This window comes from Fibrobacter sp. UWB4 (assembly GCF_002210345.1).
Classification (GTDB): Bacteria; Fibrobacterota; Fibrobacteria; order Fibrobacterales; family Fibrobacteraceae; genus Fibrobacter.
On the sequence record NZ_MWQI01000001.1, the window covers coordinates 620,795 to 646,818 of the forward strand.

24 protein-coding genes are annotated in these 26,024 nt (G+C 50.2%); 16 read left to right on the top strand and 8 right to left on the bottom strand.

Annotated elements, in window-relative coordinates; translation table 11 throughout:
- The first annotated feature begins 4 nt into the window (after positions 1 to 4).
- Complete coding sequence (locus B7990_RS02600) at positions 5 to 874, top strand: hypothetical protein (protein WP_088639478.1); 870 nt, start codon at positions 5 to 7, stop codon at positions 872 to 874.
- A gap of 443 nt (positions 875 to 1,317) precedes the next feature.
- On the opposite strand, the gene B7990_RS02605 is transcribed toward B7990_RS02600, so the two are convergent.
- Entirely contained in the window at positions 1,318 to 2,199 is an 882-nt protein-coding gene (locus B7990_RS02605; RefSeq protein ID WP_088639479.1) for a YicC/YloC family endoribonuclease, read from the bottom strand.
- A gap of 1 nt (position 2,200) precedes the next feature.
- Entirely contained in the window at positions 2,201 to 4,027 is a 1,827-nt protein-coding gene (locus tag B7990_RS02610) for a homoserine O-acetyltransferase (protein WP_254917290.1), read from the bottom strand.
- A 412-nt stretch (positions 4,028 to 4,439) separates the two neighbouring features.
- On the opposite strand from B7990_RS02610, the gene B7990_RS02615 reads away from it, so the two are divergent.
- The 3 genes from B7990_RS02615 to B7990_RS02625 all read left to right on the top strand — a co-directional run bounded on the left by B7990_RS02615 (position 4,440) and on the right by B7990_RS02625 (position 9,137).
- Positions 4,440 to 5,174 (top strand): thioredoxin domain-containing protein, encoded by a 735-nt coding sequence (locus tag B7990_RS02615; protein WP_088639481.1) that lies wholly within the window; start codon positions 4,440 to 4,442, stop codon positions 5,172 to 5,174.
- 98 nt (positions 5,175 to 5,272) lie between these two features.
- A complete protein-coding gene (locus B7990_RS02620; protein WP_088639936.1) occupies positions 5,273 to 8,434 on the top strand; it encodes a carbohydrate binding domain-containing protein in 3,162 nt (1,053 codons plus the stop codon).
- Positions 8,435 to 8,531: 97 nt separating this feature from the next.
- A complete protein-coding gene (locus B7990_RS02625) occupies positions 8,532 to 9,137 on the top strand; it encodes a hypothetical protein (protein WP_088639482.1) in 606 nt (201 codons plus the stop codon).
- Between the two features lie 85 nt (positions 9,138 to 9,222).
- Here B7990_RS02625 and glgB read toward each other — a convergent pair whose 3' ends face one another.
- Positions 9,223 to 11,439: a 1,4-alpha-glucan branching protein GlgB gene (gene glgB, locus B7990_RS02630; protein WP_088639483.1), complete on the bottom strand. Its 2,217-nt coding sequence runs from the start codon at positions 11,437 to 11,439 to the stop codon at positions 9,223 to 9,225.
- Positions 11,440 to 11,684: 245 nt separating this feature from the next.
- Between glgB and B7990_RS02635 the strand changes: the two genes are divergently transcribed.
- Entirely contained in the window at positions 11,685 to 12,116 is a 432-nt protein-coding gene (locus B7990_RS02635) for a thioesterase family protein (protein ID WP_088639484.1), read from the top strand.
- A 57-nt stretch (positions 12,117 to 12,173) separates the two neighbouring features.
- On the opposite strand, the gene B7990_RS02640 is transcribed toward B7990_RS02635, so the two are convergent.
- Together B7990_RS02640 and B7990_RS02645 are read right to left on the bottom strand one after the other, a co-directional pair.
- Positions 12,174 to 13,394, bottom strand: a complete 1,221-nt coding sequence (locus tag B7990_RS02640; RefSeq protein WP_088639485.1) for an iron-containing alcohol dehydrogenase — start codon at positions 13,392 to 13,394, stop codon at positions 12,174 to 12,176.
- Positions 13,395 to 13,403: 9 nt separating this feature from the next.
- Positions 13,404 to 14,855: an aldehyde dehydrogenase family protein gene (locus B7990_RS02645; protein WP_088639486.1), complete on the bottom strand. Its 1,452-nt coding sequence runs from the start codon at positions 14,853 to 14,855 to the stop codon at positions 13,404 to 13,406.
- A 113-nt stretch (positions 14,856 to 14,968) separates the two neighbouring features.
- Here B7990_RS02645 and B7990_RS02650 point away from each other — a divergent pair, with 113 nt between their 5' ends.
- The 9 genes from B7990_RS02650 (at position 14,969) to B7990_RS02690 (ending at position 22,159) form a co-directional block, all read left to right on the top strand.
- Positions 14,969 to 15,484 (top strand): gamma carbonic anhydrase family protein, encoded by a 516-nt coding sequence (locus tag B7990_RS02650; protein ID WP_088639487.1) that lies wholly within the window; start codon positions 14,969 to 14,971, stop codon positions 15,482 to 15,484.
- The gene (locus B7990_RS02655) at positions 15,477 to 16,442 is read left to right on the top strand and encodes a diacylglycerol kinase family protein (protein ID WP_088639488.1); all 966 of its coding nucleotides are present in this window, start codon (positions 15,477 to 15,479) and stop codon (positions 16,440 to 16,442) included. The genes B7990_RS02650 and B7990_RS02655 overlap by 8 nt, the downstream gene beginning before the upstream one ends.
- A complete protein-coding gene (locus B7990_RS02660) occupies positions 16,442 to 17,461 on the top strand; it encodes a UDP-3-O-(3-hydroxymyristoyl)glucosamine N-acyltransferase (protein ID WP_254917291.1) in 1,020 nt (339 codons plus the stop codon). The genes B7990_RS02655 and B7990_RS02660 overlap by 1 nt, the downstream gene beginning before the upstream one ends.
- 190 nt (positions 17,462 to 17,651) lie before the next feature.
- A complete protein-coding gene (locus tag B7990_RS02665; RefSeq protein ID WP_088639490.1) occupies positions 17,652 to 18,581 on the top strand; it encodes a UDP-3-O-acyl-N-acetylglucosamine deacetylase in 930 nt (309 codons plus the stop codon).
- Positions 18,568 to 19,005, top strand: coding sequence for a 3-hydroxyacyl-ACP dehydratase FabZ (gene fabZ / locus B7990_RS02670; RefSeq protein ID WP_014545193.1), 438 nt, complete (start codon positions 18,568 to 18,570; stop codon positions 19,003 to 19,005). Before B7990_RS02665 ends, fabZ begins: the two co-directional genes overlap by 14 nt.
- Before the next feature lie 13 nt (positions 19,006 to 19,018).
- Complete coding sequence (locus B7990_RS02675) at positions 19,019 to 19,888, top strand: sugar phosphate nucleotidyltransferase (protein ID WP_088639491.1); 870 nt, start codon at positions 19,019 to 19,021, stop codon at positions 19,886 to 19,888.
- Between the two features lie 84 nt (positions 19,889 to 19,972).
- Complete coding sequence (locus B7990_RS02680) at positions 19,973 to 20,257, top strand: GIY-YIG nuclease family protein (RefSeq protein WP_088639492.1); 285 nt, start codon at positions 19,973 to 19,975, stop codon at positions 20,255 to 20,257.
- 115 nt (positions 20,258 to 20,372) lie between these two features.
- Entirely contained in the window at positions 20,373 to 21,182 is an 810-nt protein-coding gene (locus tag B7990_RS02685; protein WP_088639493.1) for an RNA methyltransferase, read from the top strand.
- A gap of 20 nt (positions 21,183 to 21,202) precedes the next feature.
- The gene (locus tag B7990_RS02690) at positions 21,203 to 22,159 is read left to right on the top strand and encodes a GNAT family N-acetyltransferase (protein ID WP_088639494.1); all 957 of its coding nucleotides are present in this window, start codon (positions 21,203 to 21,205) and stop codon (positions 22,157 to 22,159) included.
- A gap of 97 nt (positions 22,160 to 22,256) precedes the next feature.
- On the opposite strand, the gene B7990_RS02695 is transcribed toward B7990_RS02690, so the two are convergent.
- The 3 genes from B7990_RS02695 to B7990_RS02705 all read right to left on the bottom strand — a co-directional run bounded on the left by B7990_RS02695 (position 22,257) and on the right by B7990_RS02705 (position 24,207).
- On the bottom strand, positions 22,257 to 22,682 hold the full coding sequence (locus B7990_RS02695; protein WP_088639495.1) for an FdtA/QdtA family cupin domain-containing protein: 426 nt from the start codon (positions 22,680 to 22,682) through the stop codon (positions 22,257 to 22,259).
- A gap of 152 nt (positions 22,683 to 22,834) precedes the next feature.
- A complete protein-coding gene (locus B7990_RS02700; RefSeq protein WP_088639496.1) occupies positions 22,835 to 23,278 on the bottom strand; it encodes a zinc ribbon domain-containing protein in 444 nt (147 codons plus the stop codon).
- Positions 23,279 to 23,388: 110 nt separating this feature from the next.
- Positions 23,389 to 24,207 carry a hypothetical protein gene (locus B7990_RS02705; protein ID WP_088639497.1) on the bottom strand — a complete coding sequence of 273 codons (819 nt, stop codon included), beginning with the start codon at positions 24,205 to 24,207 and terminating at the stop codon, positions 23,389 to 23,391.
- A gap of 38 nt (positions 24,208 to 24,245) precedes the next feature.
- Here B7990_RS02705 and B7990_RS02710 point away from each other — a divergent pair, with 38 nt between their 5' ends.
- Both B7990_RS02710 and B7990_RS02715 read left to right on the top strand, forming a co-directional pair.
- Positions 24,246 to 24,680: a dUTP diphosphatase gene (locus tag B7990_RS02710; RefSeq protein ID WP_088639937.1), complete on the top strand. Its 435-nt coding sequence runs from the start codon at positions 24,246 to 24,248 to the stop codon at positions 24,678 to 24,680.
- Between the two features lie 126 nt (positions 24,681 to 24,806).
- Positions 24,807 to 25,790 carry a diaminopimelate dehydrogenase gene (locus tag B7990_RS02715; RefSeq protein WP_088639498.1) on the top strand — a complete coding sequence of 328 codons (984 nt, stop codon included), beginning with the start codon at positions 24,807 to 24,809 and terminating at the stop codon, positions 25,788 to 25,790.
- Positions 25,791 to 26,024: the final 234 nt, after the last annotated feature.

Below are 26,024 nucleotides of genomic sequence, written 5' to 3' on the forward strand. Positions count from 1 at the left end.
ATAAATGGAATTACGTGAAAAACCGGGCAAAGTGCAAAAGCTTTTGGAACTTTCCCTCCGCTTTCGCCTGATTTTTGTGCTGTTGATGGTTGGCTTTTCGGTGGCGTTTCTCGCTACGGGCTGGCAACAGATGGCATCCCTTCCGCTTGGGGCTTCTGAAGCGCTTGGTATGTGGATTGCTAAGTTCACGAATTTGGCCTCGGCTTGGAATTCTGCGCAGTATTTCTTTGTTGCCGGGCTTTCCCTGATTGTGCTCTACTTTGTCTTTGGCGGTGTGCGTGGCGGCTTTGGCGGCCTGCTTGCGCTTGCGGCTTTTGTGGGGGCGCTGTTTGCGTTGGGCGGCGATGAAGATATGCTTGTGATTTTCTTTGCTGTGTTTGCGGGTGTTGCACTTTTGCTTGTGCTTTTGGCCAAGTGGAGTGTTGCCTGTGCGCTGTTCCCGTTTGCGCTTTCATGGCTTTTGCTTACGGGATTTGTAAGCTGGTTCCCGCTGATGATTGGTAAGGCTTGGCTCATGTGGGCTGTGCTTAGTGCCATTGCGTTCTCGGGCGTTGTTGCCTGTGCGTTGCTTGCAGGGAAGGAACTCGGTGAAGGAACGCCCTCTGCTGGCGCCCTCGTGAAAGCGGGCAAGAAAATGCTTGCTCCGGTCATGATCGCATCGCTCCTTGCTCTTTCGGCACTTGTAATCGACATGAGCGTCGTCGTGGACTGGAGAAGAATCGGCATTGCCGCCATTCTCTGGATTGCTTTTAACGTCTGGTTTTTCGGGTTTACGTTCGGGACGATGTCCTTTGCCCCGTGGGAACGCATCCGCTCCGGCTCCCGCCGCGTCAAGATGAACGACAAGAAAAAGAAATCTTCAAAGAAGAAGTAGACCGTAGGAAGTCGGCGGTAGGAAGTGTCATGCCCGCCGGAGCCTGTGCTGAGCGCAGTCGAAGTAAGCGGGCAACGCCTTCTCGTCACCCATACGTACGCTCGTCACCCTGACGCGAAGCGGAAGGGTCCAGTCAATTCTCGCTATCGCAATACAAGAAATGACTGGATGTTTCAGGGCTTCGCCCCTCAACATGACGAAGACGCAGGTCGCACTCGTCACCCTGAACGAAGTGAAGGGTCCAGTTAAGTCTTGCATTACGAAAAAGCGTCTTGTGCTGTTTGCACGAGACGCTTGTTGTTGGAGTGTGGATGTTTTATTCTTTCTGATTATAAGTTAGATAGTTTTTAAGCAAAAAGCCCTACTTCCGTAGGGCTTTCTATGGATAAAAAATCCATGTTGAGAAATGGTGTTGAGAATTTTCGCGCGTGTTGATTCTCGCCTTAGGCGACGTTCATGGACTGTTCCCTAATGCACTCGATCTCGTTCTTGAGTTCGATGGCGAGTGCTGCGATTTCGGCGTTCTGGCACTTGGTGCCAAGCGTGTTCGCTTCGCGGCCCATTTCCTGGAGGATAAACCCGAGGTTCTTGCCCTGTGCGCCACCCTTGGCGAGCGCGTCGAGGAACAGCTTGTTGTGGCTCCTGAATCTCGTGATTTCTTCGTGGATGTCGAGCTTGTCGGCCATGATGCAGGCTTCTTGCAACAGGCGGACTTCGTCGATTTCGGAATCTTTCATGAGCGTGTTGATGCGTTCGCGGAACTTGACCTTCCACGTTTCAATGCGCTGCGGGTCGAGAACTTCGACCTTGTCGATGACTTCGTTCAGGTGGATCACGCGGCGGGTGAGGTCTACGGCGAGGTTTGCGCCTTCCTTTTCGCGCATGGCGATGACGCCATCCAGAGCCTTGTCGAGTTCGGCCTTCAAATGCTTTTCCCAGACTTCGTTGTCGCCGTTGCCGTCCGTGAACTGCAAAACTTCAGGGATGGCAAGCACGTGTTCGAGCTTGATGTCACCTGCAATGCCGTACTTTTTCTGCATCGCCTTCGTGATTTCCACAAACTTTTCCACGGCGGCTTCGTTGTAGCAAACGGGAATGTTCCCGGCATTGCCTGCGCCAAGCGTAATCGACAAATTCACGGAACCGCGGACGAGCTTGTCCTTGATTTGGGCTTTAAAATCGTTTTCGAGATAAGCGAAGTTCTTCGGAATCTTGCTAGAAATTTCGAGGAAACGGCTGTTCACGCTGCGTACTTCAATAACGCATGTGATTCCTTGCAATGTGGATTCGCTCTTGCCGAACCCGGTCATGGAAATAATAGACATTTTATCCTCTTTCGTCTCTCGTCTCTCGTCTTTCGTCTAATTTACTAATCGTGGCTATCACATGTTCGGCGCCGAAGTTCGCAAGTCCAATGGCCGTCAGGAACTTGCTAATCTTGTGTTCATTCTGGAAGTGCAAGTTTTCGATTTTGAACCCTTCCTTGTTGCACAACGTATAGAAGTCCTTGAGCGTAAGCACACGGATGTTTGGCGTATCGTACCATTCGTAGGGGAGTTCTTTGGAAATTGGCATACGGCCGTGGAGCATCAGGCTTCCGCGGGCTGACCAGTGGCCGAAATTCGGGAACGTCACGATGACCTGCTTTGCTACGCGCAAAAGCTCGTTCAAAAGCGCCACCGGGTCGCGGATTTCCTGAATCGTGCGGTTGATAATGGCGTAGTCGAAACTTCCGTCCTTGATGTCCGTGAGGCCGCTTTCATCCAAGTCACGCTGGATAACTTGTACGTCTTTTTCGAGGCAGTCGAGAATTCCCTTGATGTTCTTTTCGATGCCAAAGCCCGTGACGTTCTTCTTGCGGATAAGGTAATCCAGCAAGTCACCACTGCCGCAACCGAGATCGAGCACATGGCTCCCTTCCTTCACGAGCTTGCTGATGCGCTGGAAGTCGCTCTGGTCATGGAATACAGGCAATGCCTGCGTTCCGTTCTGCGGGATAATTTTGGAATCGAGGAAACGGCCCACGGCTTTTCCGAGTTCGCCAACTTCAATCAAGAATCCGTCATGGCCAAACTGCGTGTCGAGTTCGAGGCTCGTCACGGTCTTGCCTGTGTTGAGGAGTGCGCTTGTAATGCGACGGCTTTCATGTGGCGGGAAAAGCCAGTCGGTCGAAAGGTTCACGTTCAGGACTTCGGCCTTGATGTCCTTGAAGGCGTTTTCGATGCTGCCGTATTCCGTTTCGAGGTCGAATGCGTCAGTTGCATGCGCAATGTGCAAGTAACTGTTCGCGTCGAAGCGGTCAACAAACTTTGTTCCCTGATAACGTAAGTAGCTTTCGATCGGGAGATTCAAGTCGTACGGCGTCGTGTACGATACGGCGTGATTTCTGTTTTCCTGATCCTGGGCGCGCTTGAACTTCTTCTCCATGCCGACGGCGGAGAGGTACGTGATGTGCGCGAGTTTGCGGGCGTTCGCAAGGCCGATGTCCGGTCTTGTCTTACCTTCTTCGTAATAGTCGCCACCGTGGAAGTTTGGGTCCTGCGTGATGACATCGCGGGCCACAACTTCAAAGCCGAGTGCCTGGCTCGAGAATCTGGGCGAGCTTGCGATCACGATGATGCGCTTCACCTGTTCCGGGTAGTAGATGGCCCACTTCATCGCCTGGAATCCACCCATGGAACCACCGATGACGCTGTAGAATTCCTTGATGCCGAGAGCGTTTGCGAGTTCCTTCTGGGCATGCACCATGTCGCCTATCGTGATGGTAGGGAAAGTACTGCCATAAGGTTTGCCCGTGCGCGGGTTGATCGTTGCCGGGCCGGTAGATCCCTTGCATCCGCCGAGGATGTTGCTGCAAACTACAAAGAATCGGTCTGTATCGATAGCCTTGCCAGGTCCGATGAGTTCGTCCCACCAGCCGGGCTTCTTGTCATTTTCGGTGTACCAGCCGGCAGCGTGTGCATCGGCTGTTAACGGCGAGCAAACCCACACGGCGTTGTCGCCGGCGGAGTTCAGTGTGCCATAGGTCTCGTAACGGAGGGTGAGGGCCGGGAGCGTCTTGCCGCTTTCCAACAAAAAGCCTTTTTCACCGTAATCCTTGTTAAAATCCTTTGGGACAACGGGACCAAACGATTTATGCAAATATTCACTCATATGCATAAAAAATAGTAAAGTTTTAGTAGGAAGTAGGCGGTAGACAGTAGGAAGAGATAGTTCTCTCGTTTTTTGTTTTCGACGATAGTTTTTGTTTATTGTTGCTTATAAATTGTACTTCCTACTTCTAACTTCCTACCGTCTACTACATTGTAAATTCTTTTCATGCGATTTTTATCACGTTTTTCACCACTTTTACTTTTGTAACTTATTGAATTGCTTGTAGTTACGGATCCCGATTTGCGGAAAATTGTCAAAAAATCAGATTTTACAATTGTTTTCTATGGATACAGATGAGACGATTGTGTATGCATTTTTGATGTTTTTCTCAAATCAAAGTAAGTTTTCGTTATTATATTTCTCACACATCGTGGGCTGATTGTGCCCTCAAGTTTTAACTCAAAGGACTAAAATGAAACGTCTCTCTCTCTTTGCTATGGCTCTTGTAGTCTCCGGCCTCGTTGCTTGCAACCAAGCTTCCGCTGGCGGTTCGTTCAACCAGCAGGCTCGCCTGGATAACCTTGAAAAGGATTTCAAGCAGGTCAAGGAAGAATTTGAAATCATCAAGTATGCCCTCGACAAGCGTGGCATCTCCCTTGAACAGGCCCGTGCCGAAATGGAAGCCGACAACAAGGTCTGGGACATCCCGGATGATGAAAGCCCGGTCTTTGGCAATACCAAGAACCCGAAGCTCACGATTGTCGAATTCACGGAATTCCAGTGCCCGTACTGCTCTCGTATTGCTCCGACCATGCAGGAACTCAACAAGAAGTACCCGAACGAAATCAAGTTCGTCTACAAGCACTTCCCGCTTAGCTTCCACTCCAATGCCAAGGCTGCAGCCGCTTCTTCTATCGCAGCTCAGAAGCAGGGCAAGTTCTGGGAATACCGCTATGCTCTCGCACCGCACTCCCGTGAACTCTCTGATTCCATCTACATCGCAGTCGCTAAGGAAGTTGGCCTCAACATCGAACAGTTCAAGAAGGACATGGTTCTCGATTCCGCTATGAGCGCTCGCATCGACAAGGACTTCCAGTTGGGCGTCAAGGTCGGCGTTCAGGGTACCCCGAACTTCTACATCAACGGCAAGCGTCAGGACCGCTTCAGCCCGGATCTCGTCGAAAAGATGTTGAAGGAAGCCAAGTAATTACGTTTTCAGGCGTACACGTTAAATCGATTGACGTGTGCGCTTTTTATTTCGCAGGTTTATAATTTTAAATCAAAAACAACAAAAGGATGCACATTATGATTAAGCAATCATTGAAAGTTGCCTCGCTCGCCGTCCTCGGCTTGAGTGTTACAGCTGCAATGGCTCAGCCGAAACGTCCGCATCTGGCTGTGTACAAGTTCTTCGATGAACAGTACCGTCCGGGTGGATACGATTACTCTTACGGCGGCACGAGCAAGGGTGTCACCATCACAAAGTCTGGTGGTTACAAGTCCAAGGCTGCCTTGAACATCAAGTTGGACCCGAAGGAATACTCCGGTGCTTCCATCTGCCTTTACAACGAATTCTTCGACTTGAACAAGTACATGCTTGACTCCAAGGTCGAATTCATGATCAAGGGCAAGAACGGTGGCGAAGCCGTGAAGGTCGGTCTCCTTGATGAAGAAGTTTCTGACGGCAAGAAGACTCAGGTTGTGCTTCCGATGAACAAGTACATCGAAGGCGGCGCCGTGACGACGGACTGGAAGAAGGTTTCCATTCCTCTCGTGGACTTCCCGGACCGTGGTCTCTACTGGGACAACACCCGCAAGTCCGAATTCCCGGCTCGTATCGACTGGGACAAGATTGCTGAAATCCGTTTCTCCATAGACAAGAGCGCTGCAAGCGAATTCGAAGTCTGGATCGACAATATCGAAATCGTGAAGGGCAACAAGAAGGCTGCCCCGAAGAAGCAGATGGTCTACTGGGATGAAAACAACGACGTCATCGACGGTCCGAAGAACCCGGAAAAGCTCGACGGCAAGGCCAAGACGCTCGCTACGTTCTACGACAACCAGGTCAAGGGTTTTGCTTACAGCTACGGTGGCCTCACCGCTCAGCGTGAAGCTCAGTCCAAGACTCCGGGCAACAAGAACGTGCTCGCCATGTACATCGATAACAACGACTGGTCTGGCGTGACCTACTCTCTCGGTGAAGGTAAGTTCATTGACCTCTCCAAGGTTCGCGACAAGGGCGGTCTCTACTTCTGGATCAAGGGTAAGCTCGGCGGCGAAAAGCTCTACGTCGGTATCCTCGACAACCAGGGCAACGACATCAAGAGCCAGACCAAGGTCGGTCTCAACGATTGGATCAAGGTCTCCAAGGATTGGCAGCTCGCCAAGATTCCTCTCAAGCGCTTCACCGACAAGGGCAAGGCTTGGGACGCTAACAAGCAGGCCGAAGTTGCCAAGGACATCAAGTGGGACAAGATTCAGGAAATCCGCTTCTCTGTCGGTAAGGGCGAAAACGCAGGTGAACCGGGCAAGCCGGCTCCTGTGACGGTCTTTGTGGACCAGATCACCTTCACATCTAACATCGACTGGGTGGACCCGGATCTCAAGTGGGATTCCTTCAAGTCCAACGCTCCGGACTACGTGATTTCCGACTTCGAAGGCAAGTTTGCCAAGGACAAGTGGGAACCGTCCACTGGTCCGAAGTCTCAGCTCAAGTTCAAGATTGAAAACTGCGCCGAATTCAAGAGCAACTGCTTGAATATCGAACACTACCTCCTTGCTGACTGGGTTGACGTCGTGCTCGACATGCAGAAGAATGGCCGTCCGGCTGCTGACCGTGACTGGACCAAGCACTGGGGCCTCATGTTCGACGTGTACTCCGACAAGGCTTGGCAGTCCATCACCGTTCAGGTTCAGGATGCTGGCAACGAAATCTTCGTTTCTAACGTCGGTGCTCCGAAGGGCAAGACCACAATCCTCGTTCCGTTCCGTACGTTCGGCAAGTTCCCGTACTATCAACCGCCTAACGCTGTTGAAAACGGTCTCTTCGACCTCAAGGGTGTAACTGCTCTCGACTTCAAGCCGAGTGGTGAAGGTACTGCCGGTGGCTTCAAGGTGGACAACATCCGCCTCACCAACCAGCGCGCTGTCAAGGCTAAGGAACGTCCGGCTGTCATCAAGGTTTTGGTGAAGGGCGAAAAGGAAGTTCTCAACCCGGAAATCTCTGGTGGCCTCTTCGGTATCAACGCAGCCCTTTGGGACGGCGACATGCTCGACAACAAGAACTTCAAGGTTCAGACTCGCGAATTTGCAAAGCGCATCAACCACGGCATTATCCGTTACCCGGGTGGTCTCCGTGCTGATGACGACCACTGGAAGGAAATCCTCGACAACCACGACTGGATGGTCGATACCGACGAATTCCTCGAATGGTTGAAGAAGACTGGCTCTAACGCCATGTTCACTGTGAACTTCGGTTCTGGCACGGAACAGGAAGCCGCTGCTTGGGTCAAGCACACGAACATCGACAAGAAGGCCGGCATCCTCTACTGGGAAATCGGTAACGAAATCTACGGTAACTGGCATCCGTATTACGAAAAGTATGGTAAGGACGGCGGTACCATCTATGGTAAGCGCGCTCGTAAGTTCATCGAAGCCATGAAGAAAGTTGACCCGACCATCAAGGTGGCTGTGCTCGGCGTTCTCGAAGGCGACTGGAACGAAAAGGTCCTTGCTGAAACGGGTGACATTGCTGACGGTCTTATCGTCCACCACTACCCGCAGCACTTCGGTGAAGAAAACGACTTCGCTATGCTCTCTGCTCCGCAGACCCTCACTGCAATCTACGAACGTTTGCACAAGGTCGTGGACAAGTGGACCAAGAAGTACAACAAGGATAAGAAGATTGAACTCTGGCTCACCGAATGGAACTCTGTTGACTTCAACCCGGGTCCGCAGACCTTGTCTGTCGAAAACGGCTTGTTCGTCGCTGACTACCTCGGTATGCTCGCTACTGAAAACGTCGATAACGCTCAGTACTGGGATATCCACAACGACATCACTCCGGAAGGCGGTGACTACGGTTACTTGACCCGTTCTGGTGAAGAATGCATGAACTGCCCGCGCCCGAGCTACTGGGCATTCCAGATGGCTTCTGACGCTCTCCGTGGCAAGCTCATGAAGACCACCATCAAGGGTGACGAAGACGCTCTCCTGACCGCTTACTACACTGTAAACGGCAACAAGAAGCAGCTCCTCCTCGTGAACAAGAGCCCGTACAGCGACTTCGACATCAAGCTCGACATTCCGGGCTTCAAGGGCAAGGCTTCTGTCCAGACTTTGGACAAGACTTCCGAAAAGCTCAAGGAAGGCTGGGCAAACGACCCGTCCAAGAAGGCTAAGACTGTCGATATCTCTAAGGGTATCAAGGTCGGCAAGCGCACCCTTACTCTCATCACTTTGAACTAAGTCGATGAATTAAGGTTCGCAAACTAGATTCTCGAAATCTTGAAAGGACTCCGCCGGAAACGGCGGGGTTCTTTTTTTCTAAATTCAGCCTTAAAGTATGAAACGCCTTCTCATTTTGTTGCAGCTTGTTGCATCGGTTGCCTTTGCCGCACCTTTGTCTGCGCCGTATTCGCATGATGGCTTGTTTGCAAATGCTGCAATGGGGCTTGGTTACGCATCATTTGAAAATACAAATGGCAAGGAATCTATGACTGCTGACGGTCTTGGCGTCATGCTTCACGGAAAGCTGGGCTATTATGCCGTTACGGATTTGGCCCTGCATGCGAACTTGGGATATGTGATGTATTCCAATTTTCGAGAAGCCGTGTATGGAACTTCACAGTATGTAGACCATGATTTTTATGTGCTTAGTTCTGTCTATGTAGGTGCCGGGATCACGTATTATGTGCCCCAATGGAATAATATTTTCTTTAGCGGTTCTCTTGGAGTGACGGGTTATGCAACGAATAACCGAAGGTTTAAAGGAAATACTGGGCTACGTGCTTTTAGCTTTGGACTTGAAGCGGGTAAGGAATGGTGGGTGAGTGAACACGTTGCTTTAGGCGCGTCCGTCGCATTCAATTCCGGCGAATACTGGTCCGATGACGATGGCGTGTTCCGCTCGTCGTCAATTATGCTTTTGTTCTCGATAACATTGAATTAAAAAAATCCCTGAAATGAATTCAGGGACTTTTTAATGAAATTCTAGTAACTAATGACTAGTGACTAAGAACTGCGCGAATGCGCTATTATCTCTCGAGCTTGAAGTAGACTGCGGCAAGAGGCGGAAGCTTGATGTTCAAGCTCCATTCGCGGTTCTGCCACGGAACATCCTGCGTCCAGACTTCACCGAGATTGCCCACGTTAGAGCCGCCGAACATGGCTGCGTCAGTGTTGAAAATTTCTTTCCAAGCACCGCGAGCAGGAGCGCCCAGACGGTAATCGTTACGGACAACCGGCGTGAAGTTGAACACGCAGAGAATCATGTTGCCATGGTCATCCTTGCGGACGAAGCTTACGATGGAGTTGTCGGCGTCATCGCACCAGATCCATTCAAATCCGGTGTAGTAATGGTCGATTTCCCACAGCGGAGAATTTTCTTTGTAGATGTGGTTCAGGACCTTCATCATTTCGAGGAGCTTGCCATGGCTATCCCAGCTGATCAAGTGCCAGTCGAGTGAACGCTTTTCGTTCCATTCGCGGAACTGACCGAATTCGTTGCCCATGAAGTTGAGCTTCTTGCCCGGGTGTGCGTACTGGAATGCGTAGGTGAGGCGGAGGTTTGCAAACTTCTGCCAGTTGTCGCCAGGCATCTTGCCGAGCATGGATCCCTTGCCGTGCACCACTTCGTCATGGCTGAAAACTTGTATGAAGTTTTCAGAATAAGCGTAGACCATGCTGAATGTGAGCTGGTTGTGGTGGTACTTGCGGTGGATCGGTTCGTGCTGGATGTAGGAGAGGAAGTCGTTCATCCAGCCCATGTTCCACTTGTAGTGGAAGCCGAGACCGCCCTGCTCTGGCGGGCGTGTGATGCTCGGGAAGCTTGTCGATTCTTCGGCGATAAGGATGGCATGCGGGGTCAAGCGGCCCATGATGCTGTTCAAGTGCTTCAGGAATTCGAGCGTGTCGTAGTTGATGTTGCCGCCGTCCTTGTTCGGCACCCATTCGCCTGGACCCTTACCGTAGTCGAGGTAAAGCATGGAGGCAACGGCATCGACGCGCAGACCGTCGCAGTGGAATTCCTTGAGCCAGTACATCGCGTTTGCAATGAGGAAGTTCTTGACTTCGTTACGGCCGAGGTTAAAGATGTAGGTGCCCCAGTGCGGGTGTTCGCCCTGACGCGGGTCGGCGTGTTCGTAGCAGGCGGTGCCGTCGAAACGTCCGAGAGCGTGAGCGTCTTTCGGGAAGTGAGCCGGAACCCAGTCCAAAATCACGCCGATTTCGTTCTGGTGGCAGAGGTCCACAAAGTGGCGGAACTGGTCTGGTGTGCCGTAGCGGCTCGTGGGGGAGTAGTAACCGGTGACCTGGTAGCCCCAGGATTCGTCGAGCGGGTGTTCGGCGAGCGGCAAGAATTCCACGTGCGTGTAGCCCATTTCCTTGAGGTACGGGATGAGGCGTTCGGAGAGTTCGTCCCAGTTGAGGAAACGGTCCGGGTTGGCCGGGTCGCGGCGCCAGGAACCGGCGTGGACTTCGTAAATGTTCATCGGAGCGCCAAAGACCTTTGTGGCCCAGTGCGTCTTCATGTAAAGATCGTCGCCCCATTCGTAACCGTCGAGGTGCGTGGTGATGGAGGCTGTTGCCGGGCGGACTTCGGCAAGCTTTGCAAGCGGGTCTACCTTCACATGGAGGTTCCCGTCGGCGCCGTGAATTTCAAAGCGGTAAAGTTCGTTTTCGCCAAGATTCGGAATGAAGATTTCCCAAATGCCCGAGGCTCCGAGCATGCGCATCTGGTGACGGCGGCCGTCCCAGCTGTTGAAATTGCCGACTACAGAAACGGCATGAGCGTTCGGCGCCCAGACGGCGAAGTGAACGCCCTTGAATCCCTGGTGCTCGATGATGTTTGCGCCGAGCTTGCGGTAAAGTTCGTAGTGCGTACCCGTTGCAATCAGGTGGCGGTCAAAGTCGCTGAGGACCGGCAAGAATGCATAAGGATCGACGAGTGTGTATTCGATACCGTCACCTTGCTTGATGATGAGCTTGTAAAAGAACGGCTTGTATTCCAAGTCGAGGATGGCTTCGAAAAATCCAGTGTCGCCAAGCTTCACAAAGTCAAATTCTTCGGTACCGTCGCACGATTCACCGCGGACAAAGCATGCCTGCGGCTGGTAGGTGCGGATGACGGTCTTGATTCCGCGATCGGTCTCGATCGGGTGGATGCCTAAAATTGAAAACGGGTCTTTTGTCTTGAAGTCCCAAATTGCCTGCATGTTTTCTGCGGTCAGGCTCGTGAAATCATTCCATTCCATAGGTTTTCCCACTTAATGTTTTAACGCAAAGAAAAATAACATAAAATGGGAATGTTAAGCGAATAATTGCAATAAAAACTGTAATTTTAGAGCTTGTTGAGGTATGGGGTCGCGCTAAAGCGCTTTGAGCGCGCTTCGCTTTGGGCTATGAACAATTTGTTTTTAGCCCATACCTCAAAGGGCCGAAAGGCCCGACCTCATAGCTAGAATTATTTTGTTACATTTATTTTGAATGGAGGCTTACAATGGCTGTAGTGATGGATGAAAATGAAAACCCGGTGAAGTTTGAAAAGCTTTTTAAGGTGACGCCCGAAATGATTGACGAGAACAAGCACATGAATAATGTGTGGGCGGTGCAGTGGGTTCAGGATATTTCGATTGCTCATTCGGATTCCGTCGGTGCGACCGATGTCATGTACCAGTTCGGTTGCGGCTGGATGATCCATACGCAGTTCGTGGAATACAAGAATCAGGCGTTCTTGGGCGATGAAATCCGTGGAACGACTTGGGTCGCTGGCTACAGCAAGGTCATGAGCGTACGCAAGTGCCGCTTTGAACGCGTTTCTGACGGCAAGGTCGTTTTTGAATCCGAGACGCAGTGGGTCCTTATGGATATGAAAAAGGGACGGCCGTTTGCCATCCCTCAAGAAATTAAAGACCGTTTCCAGGTAAAGTAAGATTGAATGTCATGCCCGTCCCGGAACAAGTCCGGGGTGACAGTTGGGCATCTTCTTTTACAACTTCGTCCCTTTCACAATGCGATAGAGCGTTTCAAGCTCTTTCGCATTTAATATTTTCGGCACGGGGTAAAGCGGGTTTGCTTCCTTGCTTGCAGACTTCGCGAGTCTTGGAATATCTTCGCTTTGGATGAATTCCAGGTGCTCCGGGATTTCCATGGAACGGTTCAGTTCGCGGATCTGCATGATGAAAACCTTGGATGCTTCATGATTATCCAGTTCTGCGGGAACAGCTCCGATTGCCTTTGCAAAGAACCCGAGGCGCTTTTCGCAGGCTTCGCCGTAAAACTCTAGAACGTGCGGTAAAATGACGGCGTTGGCAAGCCCGTGAGGCGTGTGGTACATGCCACCCAGGCTGTGGGCAATGGCATGGACGTAACCGACATAGGCGCGTGTAAAAGCAAATCCTGCAAGGTATGACGCCTTTTGCAGATTTTCTCTTGATTTGATATTGTGCCCGTCGCGGTAAGCGTTCTGGATATTCTCGATGATAAGGCGGCCTGCCAGGATGGCGGCTTCGGCACTTCCGTCAAAGTTGCTATTGCCGATGTAGGCTTCGATGGCGTGTGTGAGTGCATCCATGCCGGTAGTTGCCGTAAGACTTGGGGGCAAGTCGAGCGTAATGTTTGCATCGAGAATCGCAAGGCGCGGAATCAGGACAAAGTCATTGATGGGGTACTTCTCGTGCGTCTGCGGATTCGAAATCACGGCGGCCACAGTCGCTTCGCTTCCTGTCCCCGCCGTTGTCGGGATGGCGACGAGATACGGAATCTTGCGAAGAACGCGGAGCGTCCCTCGCATAAATGAAATCGGAGTCCACGGCCTTGCGATGCGGATTCCAACTCCCTTTGCGCAGTCGATGGCGGATCCTCCGCCAAAAGCAACGAGTCCTTTGCATTTGTTCTTTCGATAAATGCGGGTGGCTTCGTTGATATTGTCGATTGTCGGGTTCGGAATTGTCTTATCGTAAACGGAATACCTGAGTCCCGCTTCTTCCAGGTATTTTTTGATGTTCTGGAAATGCTCTGTCTTGGCGAGGAATTCGTCTGTAACGAGCAGGACATTATCGATGTCGTTTGCCTTGAGGTGCTTGGGGAGTTCTCGTAAGCTCCCAGCTCCGTGAACAATCTGCGGTTCACGCCAGGGCATAAAGTGGATGCCCACGAAGAATGTTTTCTGGAATGCTCGGCAAGCGAATCTGTACAGTAAAGAAGCCATAGAAACCTCCTACATTGATTTTAAAAAGCGCAACGCTTTTTCGGCGAAACTCTGAATTTTGGAATGCAAGTTGCCCGGAACAATTCCGTAAGGCGGATGGAAAAATGTCACCGCGTCAAATCCCTTTTGCTCCATAATATTGCGTTCGTGGCTAAACGTCTTGAATCCGTAAAATCCGTGGTAGTTGCCTGTACCGCTCATGCCCACGCCGCCAAAGGGAACTTCCAGATTCTCGATCTGGATAATGGTATTGTTCACGCAAGTGGATCCTGATGTGGTATGGTTCAAAACATGATTGATGTCGCGTTTGTTTGTACCAAAGATGTACAGGGCGAGTGGCTTTGGCCTACTCTGGATAAATGCAATCGCTTCGTCAAGAGTCTTGTAGGCGATAACCGGCATAATCGGTCCGAAAATTTCGGACTTCATGATTTCCATGTCGGGCGTGACGTTTGTGAGCACGGTGACCGGCGTGTAGCAGTTTTCGATATCGCTTACTCCGCCGACGACTTGGTTCGCCCCTTTGGCAATAGCATCCTTGATAAGGGCCGCGTGACGTTCGGTAGCCCGCTTGTCTACGATGTGTACAAAGTCTTTGCAATCGTGGCGCTTGGCCTCGGTGTCGCCGAATCTGCGTTTGATTTCTTCTGCAAAAGCTTCGGCAAATTCTTGAACTTTGTCTTCTGGGCAAAGAGCGTAATCGGGCGCGATGCAGGTTTGCCCGCCGTTTAGCGTCTTGCCCCAGGCAATTTGCTTGATGTGCTTTTTGACGTTTACGTCGGGGAGTAAAATTGTGGGCGACTTTCCGCCAAGTTCAAGCGTAATGCTGGCGTGGTGCTTGGCTGCCATTTCTGCAATATGGGCGCCGACCTTTGGACTGCCCGTAAAGAACACGTGGTCAAACGGAAGCTCTAGAAGCTTGTCTCCAATTTCGGCCCCTTCGCCTTCGATAAGTGCAATTTCATTTTCTGGGAACAGGTCCTTGAATAGCCGGACTGCAAAAGCACTGACATGAGGTGTCTTGTGCGATGGCTTCGCCATAATGACATTGCCTGCGGCAATTGCCGAAATGATCGGATTTACAAGCAGCAAAAACGGATAGTTCCACGGCACAAAAATGAGGACGCGTCCTTTGGGTTCATAGCGGAGAACGCTTTTGGACGTGGGCAAGAAAAAAACTCGATTTGCTTTTTTATCTCGCATCCATCTTTTTAAATGCTTGATGTTGTAGTCTATTTCTTCAATTGTCGGGAATATTTCGCTAAGCCAAGCTTCGAATCTTGGCTTGTGAAAATCCTGCCAAACAGCTTCGTAAAATTCATTTTGATGCTTTATAACGGCATCGCGGAGCTTTTTCAATTTCTGAATACGCTCTTTTGCTGATGTCTGGGCTATTTCCCAGCGATTTTGCCCTTGCGCTTCGAAAATGCTTTTAAGATTGATCCCATATAATTCATTCATACTCAATAAGATAGAACTTATTGGACAAAATGTTGCATTTTAAGTAATAAAAACAAAGCTTTTTTAATTATATAGGTATATCTTCTTTTGCTTTAATTTTGTAAATTGAAATTATGAGTTCTTTAATCCGTTATAAAGGTAAAACTCCACAGGTTGGTGAAAGAGTATTTTTAGCCGAAGGTGCATGCCTTGTGGGCGATGTTTGCATCGGTGATGATTCGTCGGTGTTCTACAATGCCGTTTTGCGTGGCGATCTGGCTCAAATCAAAGTTGGCAAGAGATCGAATATTCAGGACAATGTGACTGTTCATGTTTCAACGGGTGTTGGCGTGAACATTGGCGACGAAGTGACTGTTGGTCATGGGGCTGTACTCCATGGATGCACGATTGATGACAATGTTCTCGTTGGCATGGGGGCTATTGTCATGGATGGGGCTCATATCAAAAAAAATTGTATTATCGGTGCTGGCGCGCTAGTGACTTCTGCAAAGGAGTTCCCTGAAGGTTCACTTGTGATGGGATCTCCGGCGCATGTCGTTAGGGCGTTGACTACAGATGAAATAAAGAATGTAAAGATTGGCGTAGAACACTACTTGGACGCAAAGGATGAACTTTTAAAAGATGTATAAGTTCTTTTTCCTCATTAATCCGGTGAGTGGAGGTGGACAAGGTAAGGTAATCCATAAGTTTCTTCCTGAAATTATGGAGTCGATGGATTTTAAATCTGACGAGTGGAAGTCGGAATTTACGCGCAAGGATGGCTTGAACGAACAAGTCCTGAAGGCGCTTTCTTCGACGGAAACGCTTGTTGCTGTTGGTGGCGATGGAACGGTTTCTTCGGTGCTTTCCATTATGCTGACCTCGGAAGATGCCGACAGAGTCCAGATTGGGCTTATCCCGCTTGGTACTGGCAACGACCTTGCTCGCGTACTTGGGCTTTACAAGCCTTTTGCGGACAAGGGACTTTTGTATCTGGTGCGCAGGCTCCTGATGGCGAAGGCTAGACCTTTTGATATCTGGACGGTGAATGGCAAGTACGCGCTTGCAAATTATTTCTCGGCGGGTATTGATGCTCGTATTGCTCATGATTTTAACCAAGACCGGGCAATGGGTGTCATTTCTTCGAATTCTGTTATTGCGAACAAGCTGCATTATGTTAAGCGCTTTTTTGCGGATAGGGCATACCATCTGAAAAGTGGATGGCTGTCGATGGTTGAAAATACGCCTGAGCTTGTTGAAAATGTGGATTTGACGGGGCATACGACGGTCATTGTCGGGAACATCCCGAGCTTTGCCAGTGGTGCCAATCCGTTCTTCAAGTCCGACATGGCGGATGGCTATTTGGAAGTCGTCTGTGTGCCGAATATGCTGAATTTCTTGCTTGCAATCGCTGTCGGGAATATTCCTGTTGTTGGCTATATTCTCAAAAAGCACCTGCTCAAGTCGCGCAAGGTTCGTTCGCTGACGCTTGACCTCGCCGATAACGAATACATCCAGCTCGATGGGGAAGATTTGAGTGGCAAGGTGGGGCGTCGCGTTACCATTCAGTTTGCATGTCAAGTTCACATGCTCACGCTAGAGGAATAATGTTTTCAGTTTCTTTATCTGAAGTTTTTGAAACGATGAATCTTAAAATGCCTTCGAATGAGGGCGTTTTAAATTTTAAACTGACTGGATTTTCATCGCTCGATCAGGCGGGGCCGCACGATGTCTCGTTCTGGACGGGCGATGCCAAAACGGAAACAGGACTTGCAGGGAATGCCGGTGGCGTGAGCGCGAGTGCTTTTGCCGGCGTTACGGCGGGCCTCCTTTTTGTGCCGAGTTTATACGAAAAGTATTGCGTGGATGGGCGCTCAGAACTTTTGCCGAATGTGCATTTTGTATGCCCGGTCGAAAATCCATACCATGCAATGGTGACGTTCATGAAGGAATTTGTAGAACGTCGCGAAGTTTTTGAAGAAACGAAAATTGCAGCTTCTGCACAAGTTCATGCTTCGGCGGTTGTTGAAGGCGTGGTGGGCGAGAACGCTATCGTCGGTCCGAATTGCGTGGTGATGAAAGGCGCTACGATTGGCGCTGGCACAATTCTAGAAGCAAATGTGACGGTTTACCCGCGTGTGACGATTGGCGAAGATTGCGTGTTCCAGGCGGGCGTTGTCGTGGGTCCTCGCGGTTTTGGATTTTACGAGTACGAGGGCAAGCGTCGTATGGTGCCGCATTTGGCGGGAGTCCGCATCGGGAACCGCTGTAGCTTTAGCGCAAATGACGTGGTTGCTGCGGGCTTTGTCTCTCCGACGGTGATTGGCGATGATTGCCATTTCGATACGTTCGTACAAGTGGCGCATAATTGCCGCCTTGGAAACAACATCATGATGGCTTCGCAGTCTGGCGTGGCGGGTTCCGTGATTATGGAAGATGACGTGGAATTTGCGGGCGGTGTGCAGTCGGCGGGGCATTTGACGATTGGCAAGGGCGTGAAAGTCGCTGCCAAGGCGGGCGTTACCAAGAGCCTCAAGGCGGGCAAGGTTTACGCTGGCTATCCGGCCGAAGAAATTGACGTCTGGCGCCGTTCCGTCGTGAAACTCCGAATGATGGGAAAGCGGTAGGGTGTGGGGTATGGGGTCGCTAGTAAACTTGCTATGGGGACGCTACGCTTTGGGCTTTAGAAATATTGTTTTATGCCCATAGCCCATAGCTCAAAGGACCGTAAGGTCCGCGCCCATAGCTTAACATGCTCTAAGTTCTAAGTTCTTAACTTTCAAGAGTGCAATATTTTTATAAATTCCCGTTATCTAAATGAAAAAAGATTCTCGTAAAAGCCCGCGTGAGTGGGAATTTAGTTCTGCGTCTTTGTCTTACGGCAAGGCGAACGTTAAAATTGAACTCCAGGAGTACAATCCGCAACTGGAGCCTCGCGTCGAATGGCGCGTGGGCGGTCGTTCTTTTTACAGCACCGATTGCGTGAAGTGCTTCACGGATTTGAAGTTCAGCGTGGCCCGTACTGCAATTTATGAATCGGGCGAAGGCGCTCATGCATTGAAGCTTGCGTCTCCGGAACACCTTGCACCTGTATTCTTGATGTGGCCGTCTCGCCGCTTTGTGGTGGATGTCGCCTGCAACGAAGAAAGTGATAAGGGTTGTGTTGCTGAAGTCCCGCTGATGGATGGCAGTGCGCTCCCGTTCTTTAGCGAATTTCGCAGAAATGTGGGTGCGCCCGAAGAACTCGCTTTTTACGACGTTCCCTTGCACGATGAATGGGACTTGTTCCGCACGGATGTTGATGTTGCACAAGCACAAAAGCCTTACGGTTCCGTGAAAATCACGCCGAGCGAAGCGTTCGAGGTGGAATACATCTTGGAACGAAACGAAAACGGTCGCGTCTTTAAGTCGGCGGCGAATGTTTCCATTTACTCGGCAGAAGACTTGTACAATGTCTTTGTGGCGAGAACTTTTATTTTGAAAAACGAATTTGACGAAGCCCGCAAGGCAGGTTTGCTTGGCGGGGTGGATGAATCCTGTGGGCTCTTGCTCGACAATTCTCCGGAAGCTTCGGCTCCCGCGTTTAGAGTTGCCGATGAACCCGCTCGTCATAAAATCCTCGACCTGTTGGGAGACCTTTGCTTTGCAAAGCCCGCACTCCCGAAAGTTCGTCTGGAAATCATCAACGGTGGTCACTTGAGCCACAGAACAATCTTAGAAAAGGTGTTGCCCTATGCTTTACAATGAAGAACAAGTTCATGCCCTCCTCCCTCAGAAGGCTCCGTTTGCTTTCGTGGACGAAATTCAGGAAATCACCGAAGGTGACCAGCCGTCTATCGTTGCTGTTTGGCACGTGACGGGCAAGGAAAAGTTCTTTGACGGTCACTTCCCGAACAATCCGGTGCTCCCGGGCGTGATCCAGATCGAATCCATGGCTCAGGCCGCAACGCTCTTGACAATGATTGCTAAGAAGGCCGATGTCGAAGGCAAGCGCCCGGCATTCATGGGTGTCGAAAACTGCCGCTTCCGCGCTCCGGTGATTCCGCCGCAGGACTTGACGCTCAAGGCTACGCTCGTGATGGCTCGCCATGGCATCTACAAGTACACTGGCGAAATCTGGCAGGGCGAAACGCTTATCTGCAACGCCTCCTTTAGCGCTGCAATGGTCTAATTAAGGCTGAGTTATGACGCGAGCTGACGATAAATTGAACGTGTTGATTTTAGCGGCTGGGCTTGGCACAAGGCTGAGACCTTTGACGTCGGAAATCCCGAAGCCGTTGGTTCGCATTTATGACAAGAGCATTCTCGAAATCCAAATGGAGCGGGCGAAGTCGCTTGGCGATGTCCGCTTGCACGCGAATGCGCATTACCTGGCTGACCAGATTGTAAGTGAGGGCAAACGCCTTGGCTTTGAAAAAGTTTGGGTCGAAACGCCTGAAATCCTCGGAACTGCTGGCCCCTTGCGCCGGATTTATGCGGCGGGGTATCGCGGTGGTCTCTTGATTATGAATGGCGACGCGTACTGCAATTTTGACTTGGGTGCGTTTGTGCGGAATGCACGAAACCGCTGTGAGGTGGCTCTCCTGGCGGTCGATTTCCCGAAGGTAAACACGTTCCGCGTGGGTGCGGATGGTTGCCTTGCGGGCGTTGCAGGCCGCTTTGGCTCGGAAGAAGGCTTTGCCGCAACGTTCTCTGGAATTTCGTGGTACAGCGATGAAGCTTTGTCTCGGATTCGCGACGGCGAATTCGATATCCGTGAATTCTGGAAGCAAGAGATTGCTGCGGGGTGTGCTCCGTTTGTCGATATGAGTCAACTGCATGCCACGTGGATTGACATGGGTTCGCCCGAAGGTCTTATGGCTGCAGTGGAAGCGCGCTTGGTGGAATGTGGCCGCAACAAGAATGAAGCGGTTGTGGAACCCGGCGTTGTCATTCCTGACGGTGTGAAAATTGCTCATTCTGTGATTTTTAAAGGTGCCGAAATTCAACCTGGCGAGACCATCGAAAACGAAATCCGCGGAAAAGGATTTAAGTGGGTAGTCAGTGGTCAATAGTCATTGGTCAATAGATAGTTTAATTTTAGTGTGTCATCCTGAGCGGAGTGTAACGTAGTCGAAGCATCTAAAGCGAATTGCATTATGCCAAATAGTTATTACACATACATAATGACAAATCAAAGTAATACTACTTTATATATTGGTGTAACGAATAATATTGAACGTCGTGCGTTAGAACATATTGAAGGATTTGGAGCGGCATTTACATCTAAATATAAAATCAATAAACTTGTTTATTTTGAACGATATACAGAAGTTTTGGATGCTATTAAGCGAGAAAAACAATTAAAAGGATGGAAACGAGAAAAAAAGGTAATGCTTATAAATCAGATGAATCCTGAATGGAATAACTTGATGCAGGAATAGAGATCCTTCGACTCCACGCTTAACGCGTTTCGCTCAGGATGACACTGTTGTTTAACCATGCTTTATTGCAATGATGTAGTTCTAACCCCTAAAACCTATAACCTACTACCTAATCATGCGTAAATTTAGAATTGTTTTAGTTGAACCGGAACACCCGCACAATGTGGGGTTTGTCGCACGTGCCATGCATTGCTATGCATTGCCGGAACTTTATATTGTCTATCCGAAGCGCGACAAAGTCTTGGACAAATCTTACCATACGGCGGCCAATAGCCATGACATTCTGGATAACGCAAAGGTTGTCCACAAGTTCGAAGATGCCATTGGCGATTGCTCTTGCGCTGTCGCTTACAGCCGCCGCATTTTTGCAAGTTCCATCAAGCATACGATGGTGCAGAACTTGTCTGACATGCTCCCCGAAGATGGAACGATTGCTCTCGTGTTCGGTCGTGAATCTTGCGGGCTTGCGCTTGAAGAAGTGAACGCTTGCACGTACCAGTGCGAAATTCCGGTGCCGGGACTTATGAGCTTGAATCTTGGACAAGCGGTCTCGATTAGCTTGTACGAACTTTGCCGTTCCGGGGCACTCGCGAACGGCGAGGGCCGCGCGAAGCGCACAACGCGAGGCGTTGCCGAAACGGGTCCTGCAACTATTCAGCAGATTGATGGCTTCAAGAAGTTCCTTGACCGTTATTTGACGGGCCAGTATCACGATCAGGCTTGGCGCGATAGCTTCCTCAACACGCTCTTGCAGCGCTTGCACCCGACGCGTAACGAACTCTCGGCGCTGTTCGGACTTTTGCGCAATTTGGCTGGCAAGCCCGCTCGCTTGGAACATGCCGCCGAAAAGGCTGCAAAGCAGGCATCGCAGAATGCTGAACAGGATGAAACTCAAAAGGCGGACTGCTCGCAGAAATCCGAGTAGCAATACCGCTGGAGATGGACATGTACGAAATATTGCCCTACAGTCACGAACTGGAACAGCGCTGGGATCGCTTTGTCATGGAAAATTCCATGAACGGAACGTTTTTGCAGACGCGCAAGTTCTTGAACTACCATCCAGAAGGTCGGTTCAAGGACGCTTCGTTCTTTGTCGAAAAGAGCGGTATCATCGTGGCTGTCGTTCCTGGCTGTAATGTCGATGGCAAATTCGTATCGCATCAGGGGTCCACTTTCGGTGGCCCCGTTATCTCCAAAGATTTTTATTCGGGCAACAAGATTCTTGAAATCATCAAGACGATTGATGATCACATTGCCCAAAATTTCAAAAGCGTAAAGCTAAAACCGACGTCGCAGATTTTTGCAACGATGCCGACGGATATGCTGGATTACGCTTTGGAACATGCGGGTTACTGCCGCCATACGGAACTCAGCTGCTATACGCCGCTTGCTCAAGATGTTGATCCGCTTGAAGCCTGCAAGCGTGAATGTCGCCATAACTTTAGACAAGCTGAAAAATTGAATTTGACCTACGGCGAGATTCCCGATAGCGAAATGGAAACATTTTACGATTTCCTGGTGCTTTCTAAGGCTCGCCACAACACGACGCCCGTCCATTCCTTAGCTGAACTGCACGACCTTAAACGGAGATTTCCAAAAGAAATTTTATTCCGTGGTGTTTGGCAGAACGGCGAATACCTTTCGGGAATGATGATTTTCTATTTCAAACAGGTAAAGGTTTTCCATTTCCAGTACCTTGCTCCCGATGATTCTAAACGCGAAACGAACGCTACAACGGCGCTGTTTGTGAATGCCATGCGAGAAGCCGCTCAAGCGGGCTGCGAAAAATTCTCTTGGGGAATTTCGACTGAAGATGGCGGCGCGTATTTAAACGAGAATCTCTATCGTTTTAAAGAGTCGTTCGGCGCACTTCCTTGCGTGAACGCGAGATACGAGAAATGAGTTACTAGTTGTTGGTCCTTAGTCAATAGTTTTTAGTTTTGCAAACGTGTAATCGAAAATCTCTAATGACCATTGACCAATAACTATTGACTAAACTCTAATCCCTATTTACTTCTTTAACAAAATCCTCATACTCGTAGATGTAATCGGATTCATCGTAATGCTCGGAGGCGAGCACCATGCAGACGGCGCCCGAAGAGAAGTTTTCGATTTCGCGCCAGTGCATTGTCGGGATGTAAAGCCCGTGGTAGGAACGGTTCAGGGAATATTTGGAACGCGTCTTGCCGTCGTCCAGAATCACGTCAAAGCTACCGCTTGCCGCAATGATCAGCTGACGTAGCTTGCGATGGGCATGGCCACCGCGGGTCGTTCCGCCCGGGACGTCGTACAGGTAGTACACGCGCTTGATATCAAACGGGATGAGTTCGCCGCCTTCGACAACACTCAAGTTGCCTCGCTGGTCGTGAGCGATAGGGATATCAATTAAACGCGGTTCTTTAAGCTGTTCTTCGTTCCATTCCATGCCCTTAATATAACAAAACCTTTTTGAAATGAAATGATTTGCTTGAAAAATATAATGTATGGCGCCCCCGGAACAAATGCGAGTACGAGAAATAATGGATCCCCTCCCTGACGGTCGAGGATGACGGGGCCGGGGTGACAATGTGAGCCAACTTATCTCCAGTGCTTCAGTTGCGAGAGGTGCGAATCAAAGAACTTGCGTCTTTCTGCATCGGGCGTGTTGTCGGGATTTGGCATGTGCGAAAGCAAAAAGTCAAGCAATGTGTCTTTGCTTGTGTAGGCAAACTTGCCACCGTCATAGCACCACTTGCAGTAATCTTCGTTGAAAGAGCCGTCCGTTTCGCGGCTGATCATGGCATCGTCACCGAGCGGCATGCCGCAGCACTGGCAAAAGAGCTGGCGCGGAGCGCCGAGCAGCGTGTTGATGGAAACGTTGAATTCCTTTGAAAGCACTTTGAGCATTTCTGTGTTTGGCTGAGTTTCTCCGGTTTCCCAGCGGCTAATGGCCTGGCGTGTCACGTGAATGCGTTCTGCCATTTGGTCTTGCGTAAGGTTGTGCTTTTCGCGGATGTTCTTCAAAATCTCCTGGGTCTTCATTGAATCTCCTTTGTTCGATTACGGAGTCAAATATACCAACGCTCTAGCGCAAAATCAAGAAACAGGCTGTTGCGTTGTGTAAAATGTAAATGGGTTGTTAGTTGTTTGAATTAGTAATTCGGAATCTGAATCTTGGGCATCTTCAGGTTCAATGGGCGGTACAGTTCGTCGTATAAATCCTGAAGTTCCTTTTTCTTGAAATCGTAAAGGCGGTATGTTCCTATGACGCTTCTCGCTGTGTCTAGGTTGCCGAGATTTCTTCCAACTTGGATGTGCTTGAAACCGGCTGTTTTTATAGCCCGCATAAGGGAACGTAGCTCGTAAAGATAGTCCTTGTTAAAGCCATCTTCCAGTATCAGGACAATCCAGTCCTTGTCTGGAAATTCGAATCGTGTGCGCACTGTGGCGAGGTCCTTGGCGATGACGTTAAAGGCCGATAGAGGCTTTATTCTTGCATTAGGGTAGTCTTTGTCACGGATGGCCTTGATGGAATCAGATGGCTTTGCTCCGCGGCGCCCTTCTCCGGGGAATGCGATGAAGGCCCCGCTGGAATCAGTGATATATTCTTTGTTGGAATCGGAGTAAAGGCCCCAGATTATTTTGCCCGGGTCTTCTTCCGATTCTTTTTGGATGGCGACATAATCTACATTTGGCTTTCTCTTGGGAAAATCATCAGATGATGGATCGACGAGTTCCTTTAGAACGGTGTAGTAGGTGTTCGGCATGAAACCGCCCCTTGCGCCAATGACGAAGAAACTGTCTTTTTTTACGGCGACAGCCAAATGCAGCAGGCTGGAATCGCTTTTTTCAAAGGAAACTTGGACTTTCTCAAATACGGCACCTTTGATGCTGCCTTTTGGCCGTTCTTTCGCGGATGTGTTCGATACGGCAAGTATAGTTATGATTGCAAAAAGAATGAACCTGTTCATACGTTTTACTTAAAGATAAAACTTTGTATATTTACGGCATGACCGCAAAGACTATAAAAATACAATATCTCAATGAATCGATTCCGAAACTCGCTTACATTGGTGGCAAATCGGACTGGATAGACCTTGCCGCCGCAGAAACGGTGACGCTCAAGGCGGGCGAATTCCGCCTGATTCATCTAGGTGTTGCAATGAAGTTGCCTGAAGGCTACGAGGCACATATCGCTCCGCGCAGTTCCACGTTTAAAAACTTTGGAATTTTACAGGTAAATTCTGTAGGCGTGGTCGATTCGAGCTACTGCGGTGCAAACGACTGGTGGAAAATGCCTGTTTACGCCACCCGCGACGTGACCATCGAGAAAGGGAGCCGCATTGCGCAGTTCCGCATCATGGAAATCCAGCCGACGCTCACCTTCGAGGAATGCCCGCTTGACGGCGCCGACCGCGGTGGTTTTGGAAGTACAGGAATTTAGGGACCCCACACATATTCCCCCTTCTCATACCTACAATTTTTACATGAATTTCACTGTCTACTTCCTACTTCCTACATCCTACTTTCCTATATTTTCCACGCAAAAATTTTAAACAAGGACATTGTTATGGCAAAGATTGCTATTCTCGGTTACGGTAACCTCGGTCGCGGTGTGGAATGCGCTGTGAAGCAGGCTCCGGATATGGAACTCGTCGCTGTTTTCACGCGTCGCGATCCGTCGACGGTGAAGATCCAGACGGCTGGTGTTCCGGTGTTGAACGTCTCTGAAATGGAAGCATGGAAGGACAAGGTTGACGTGCTCATCATTTGCGGTGGCTCTGCTACGGATCTGCCGGTGCTCACTCCGAAGTACGCTTCTATGTTCAACGTGATCGACTCCTTCGACACGCACACTAAGATTCCGCAGCACTTCGCTGCTGTTGACGCTGCAGCCAAGGGCGCAAACAAGATTGCTATGATCTCTGTCGGTTGGGACCCGGGTATGTTCAGCTTGAACCGCGTGTATGCTCAGTCCATCCTTCCGGAAGGCAAGGACTACACGTTCTGGGGCAAGGGTGTTTCTCAGGGCCACAGCGATGCTGTTCGCCGCATCAAGGGTGTGAAGAACGCCAAGCAGTACACCTGCCCGGTGGAATCTGCTCTCGAAGCCGTGCGTAGCGGTTCCATGCCGGAACTCACGACTCGCCAGAAGCACACTCGTCTCGTTTACGTTGTTGCAGAAGAAGGTGCAGACAAGGCTTACATCGAAAACGCCATCAAGACGATGCCGAACTACTTCGATGAATACGACACCACGGTCAACTTCATCAGCGAAGAAGAATTCAACAAGAACCACAGCGGCCTCGCTCACGGTGGTTTCGTGATCCGTACCGGCAAGACCGGCATGAACAAGGAACACACGCACGTGATCGAATACAGCCTGAAGCTCGATTCCAACCCGGAATTCACGACGAGCGTTCTCGTGGCTTACGCCCGCGCCGCTCTCCGCATGAAGGCTAACGGCCAGACCGGTTGCAAGACTGTTCTCGACGTTCCGCCTGCATACCTCAGCACCTTGAGCGACGAAGACCTCCGCGCTCATTGCTTGTAATAAGACCGCACGGCTCTATCGTAAGATAGAACCTCCGTCTTCGCCTTGTTCCCACCTTCGACGACTCATTGATACGAGTTGCCTACGGCTCACGGTAAAGAACAAAGATCCCCGCCTGCGCGGGGATGACATTGTGGAAAAAATTGCCTCGGGTTAACCCGAGGCTTTTCTGTATAAAACAAGTCTTTTGTGTGGCTTGTTGGAGAGTCTTTTTGTATAATGGACAGAAGAAAT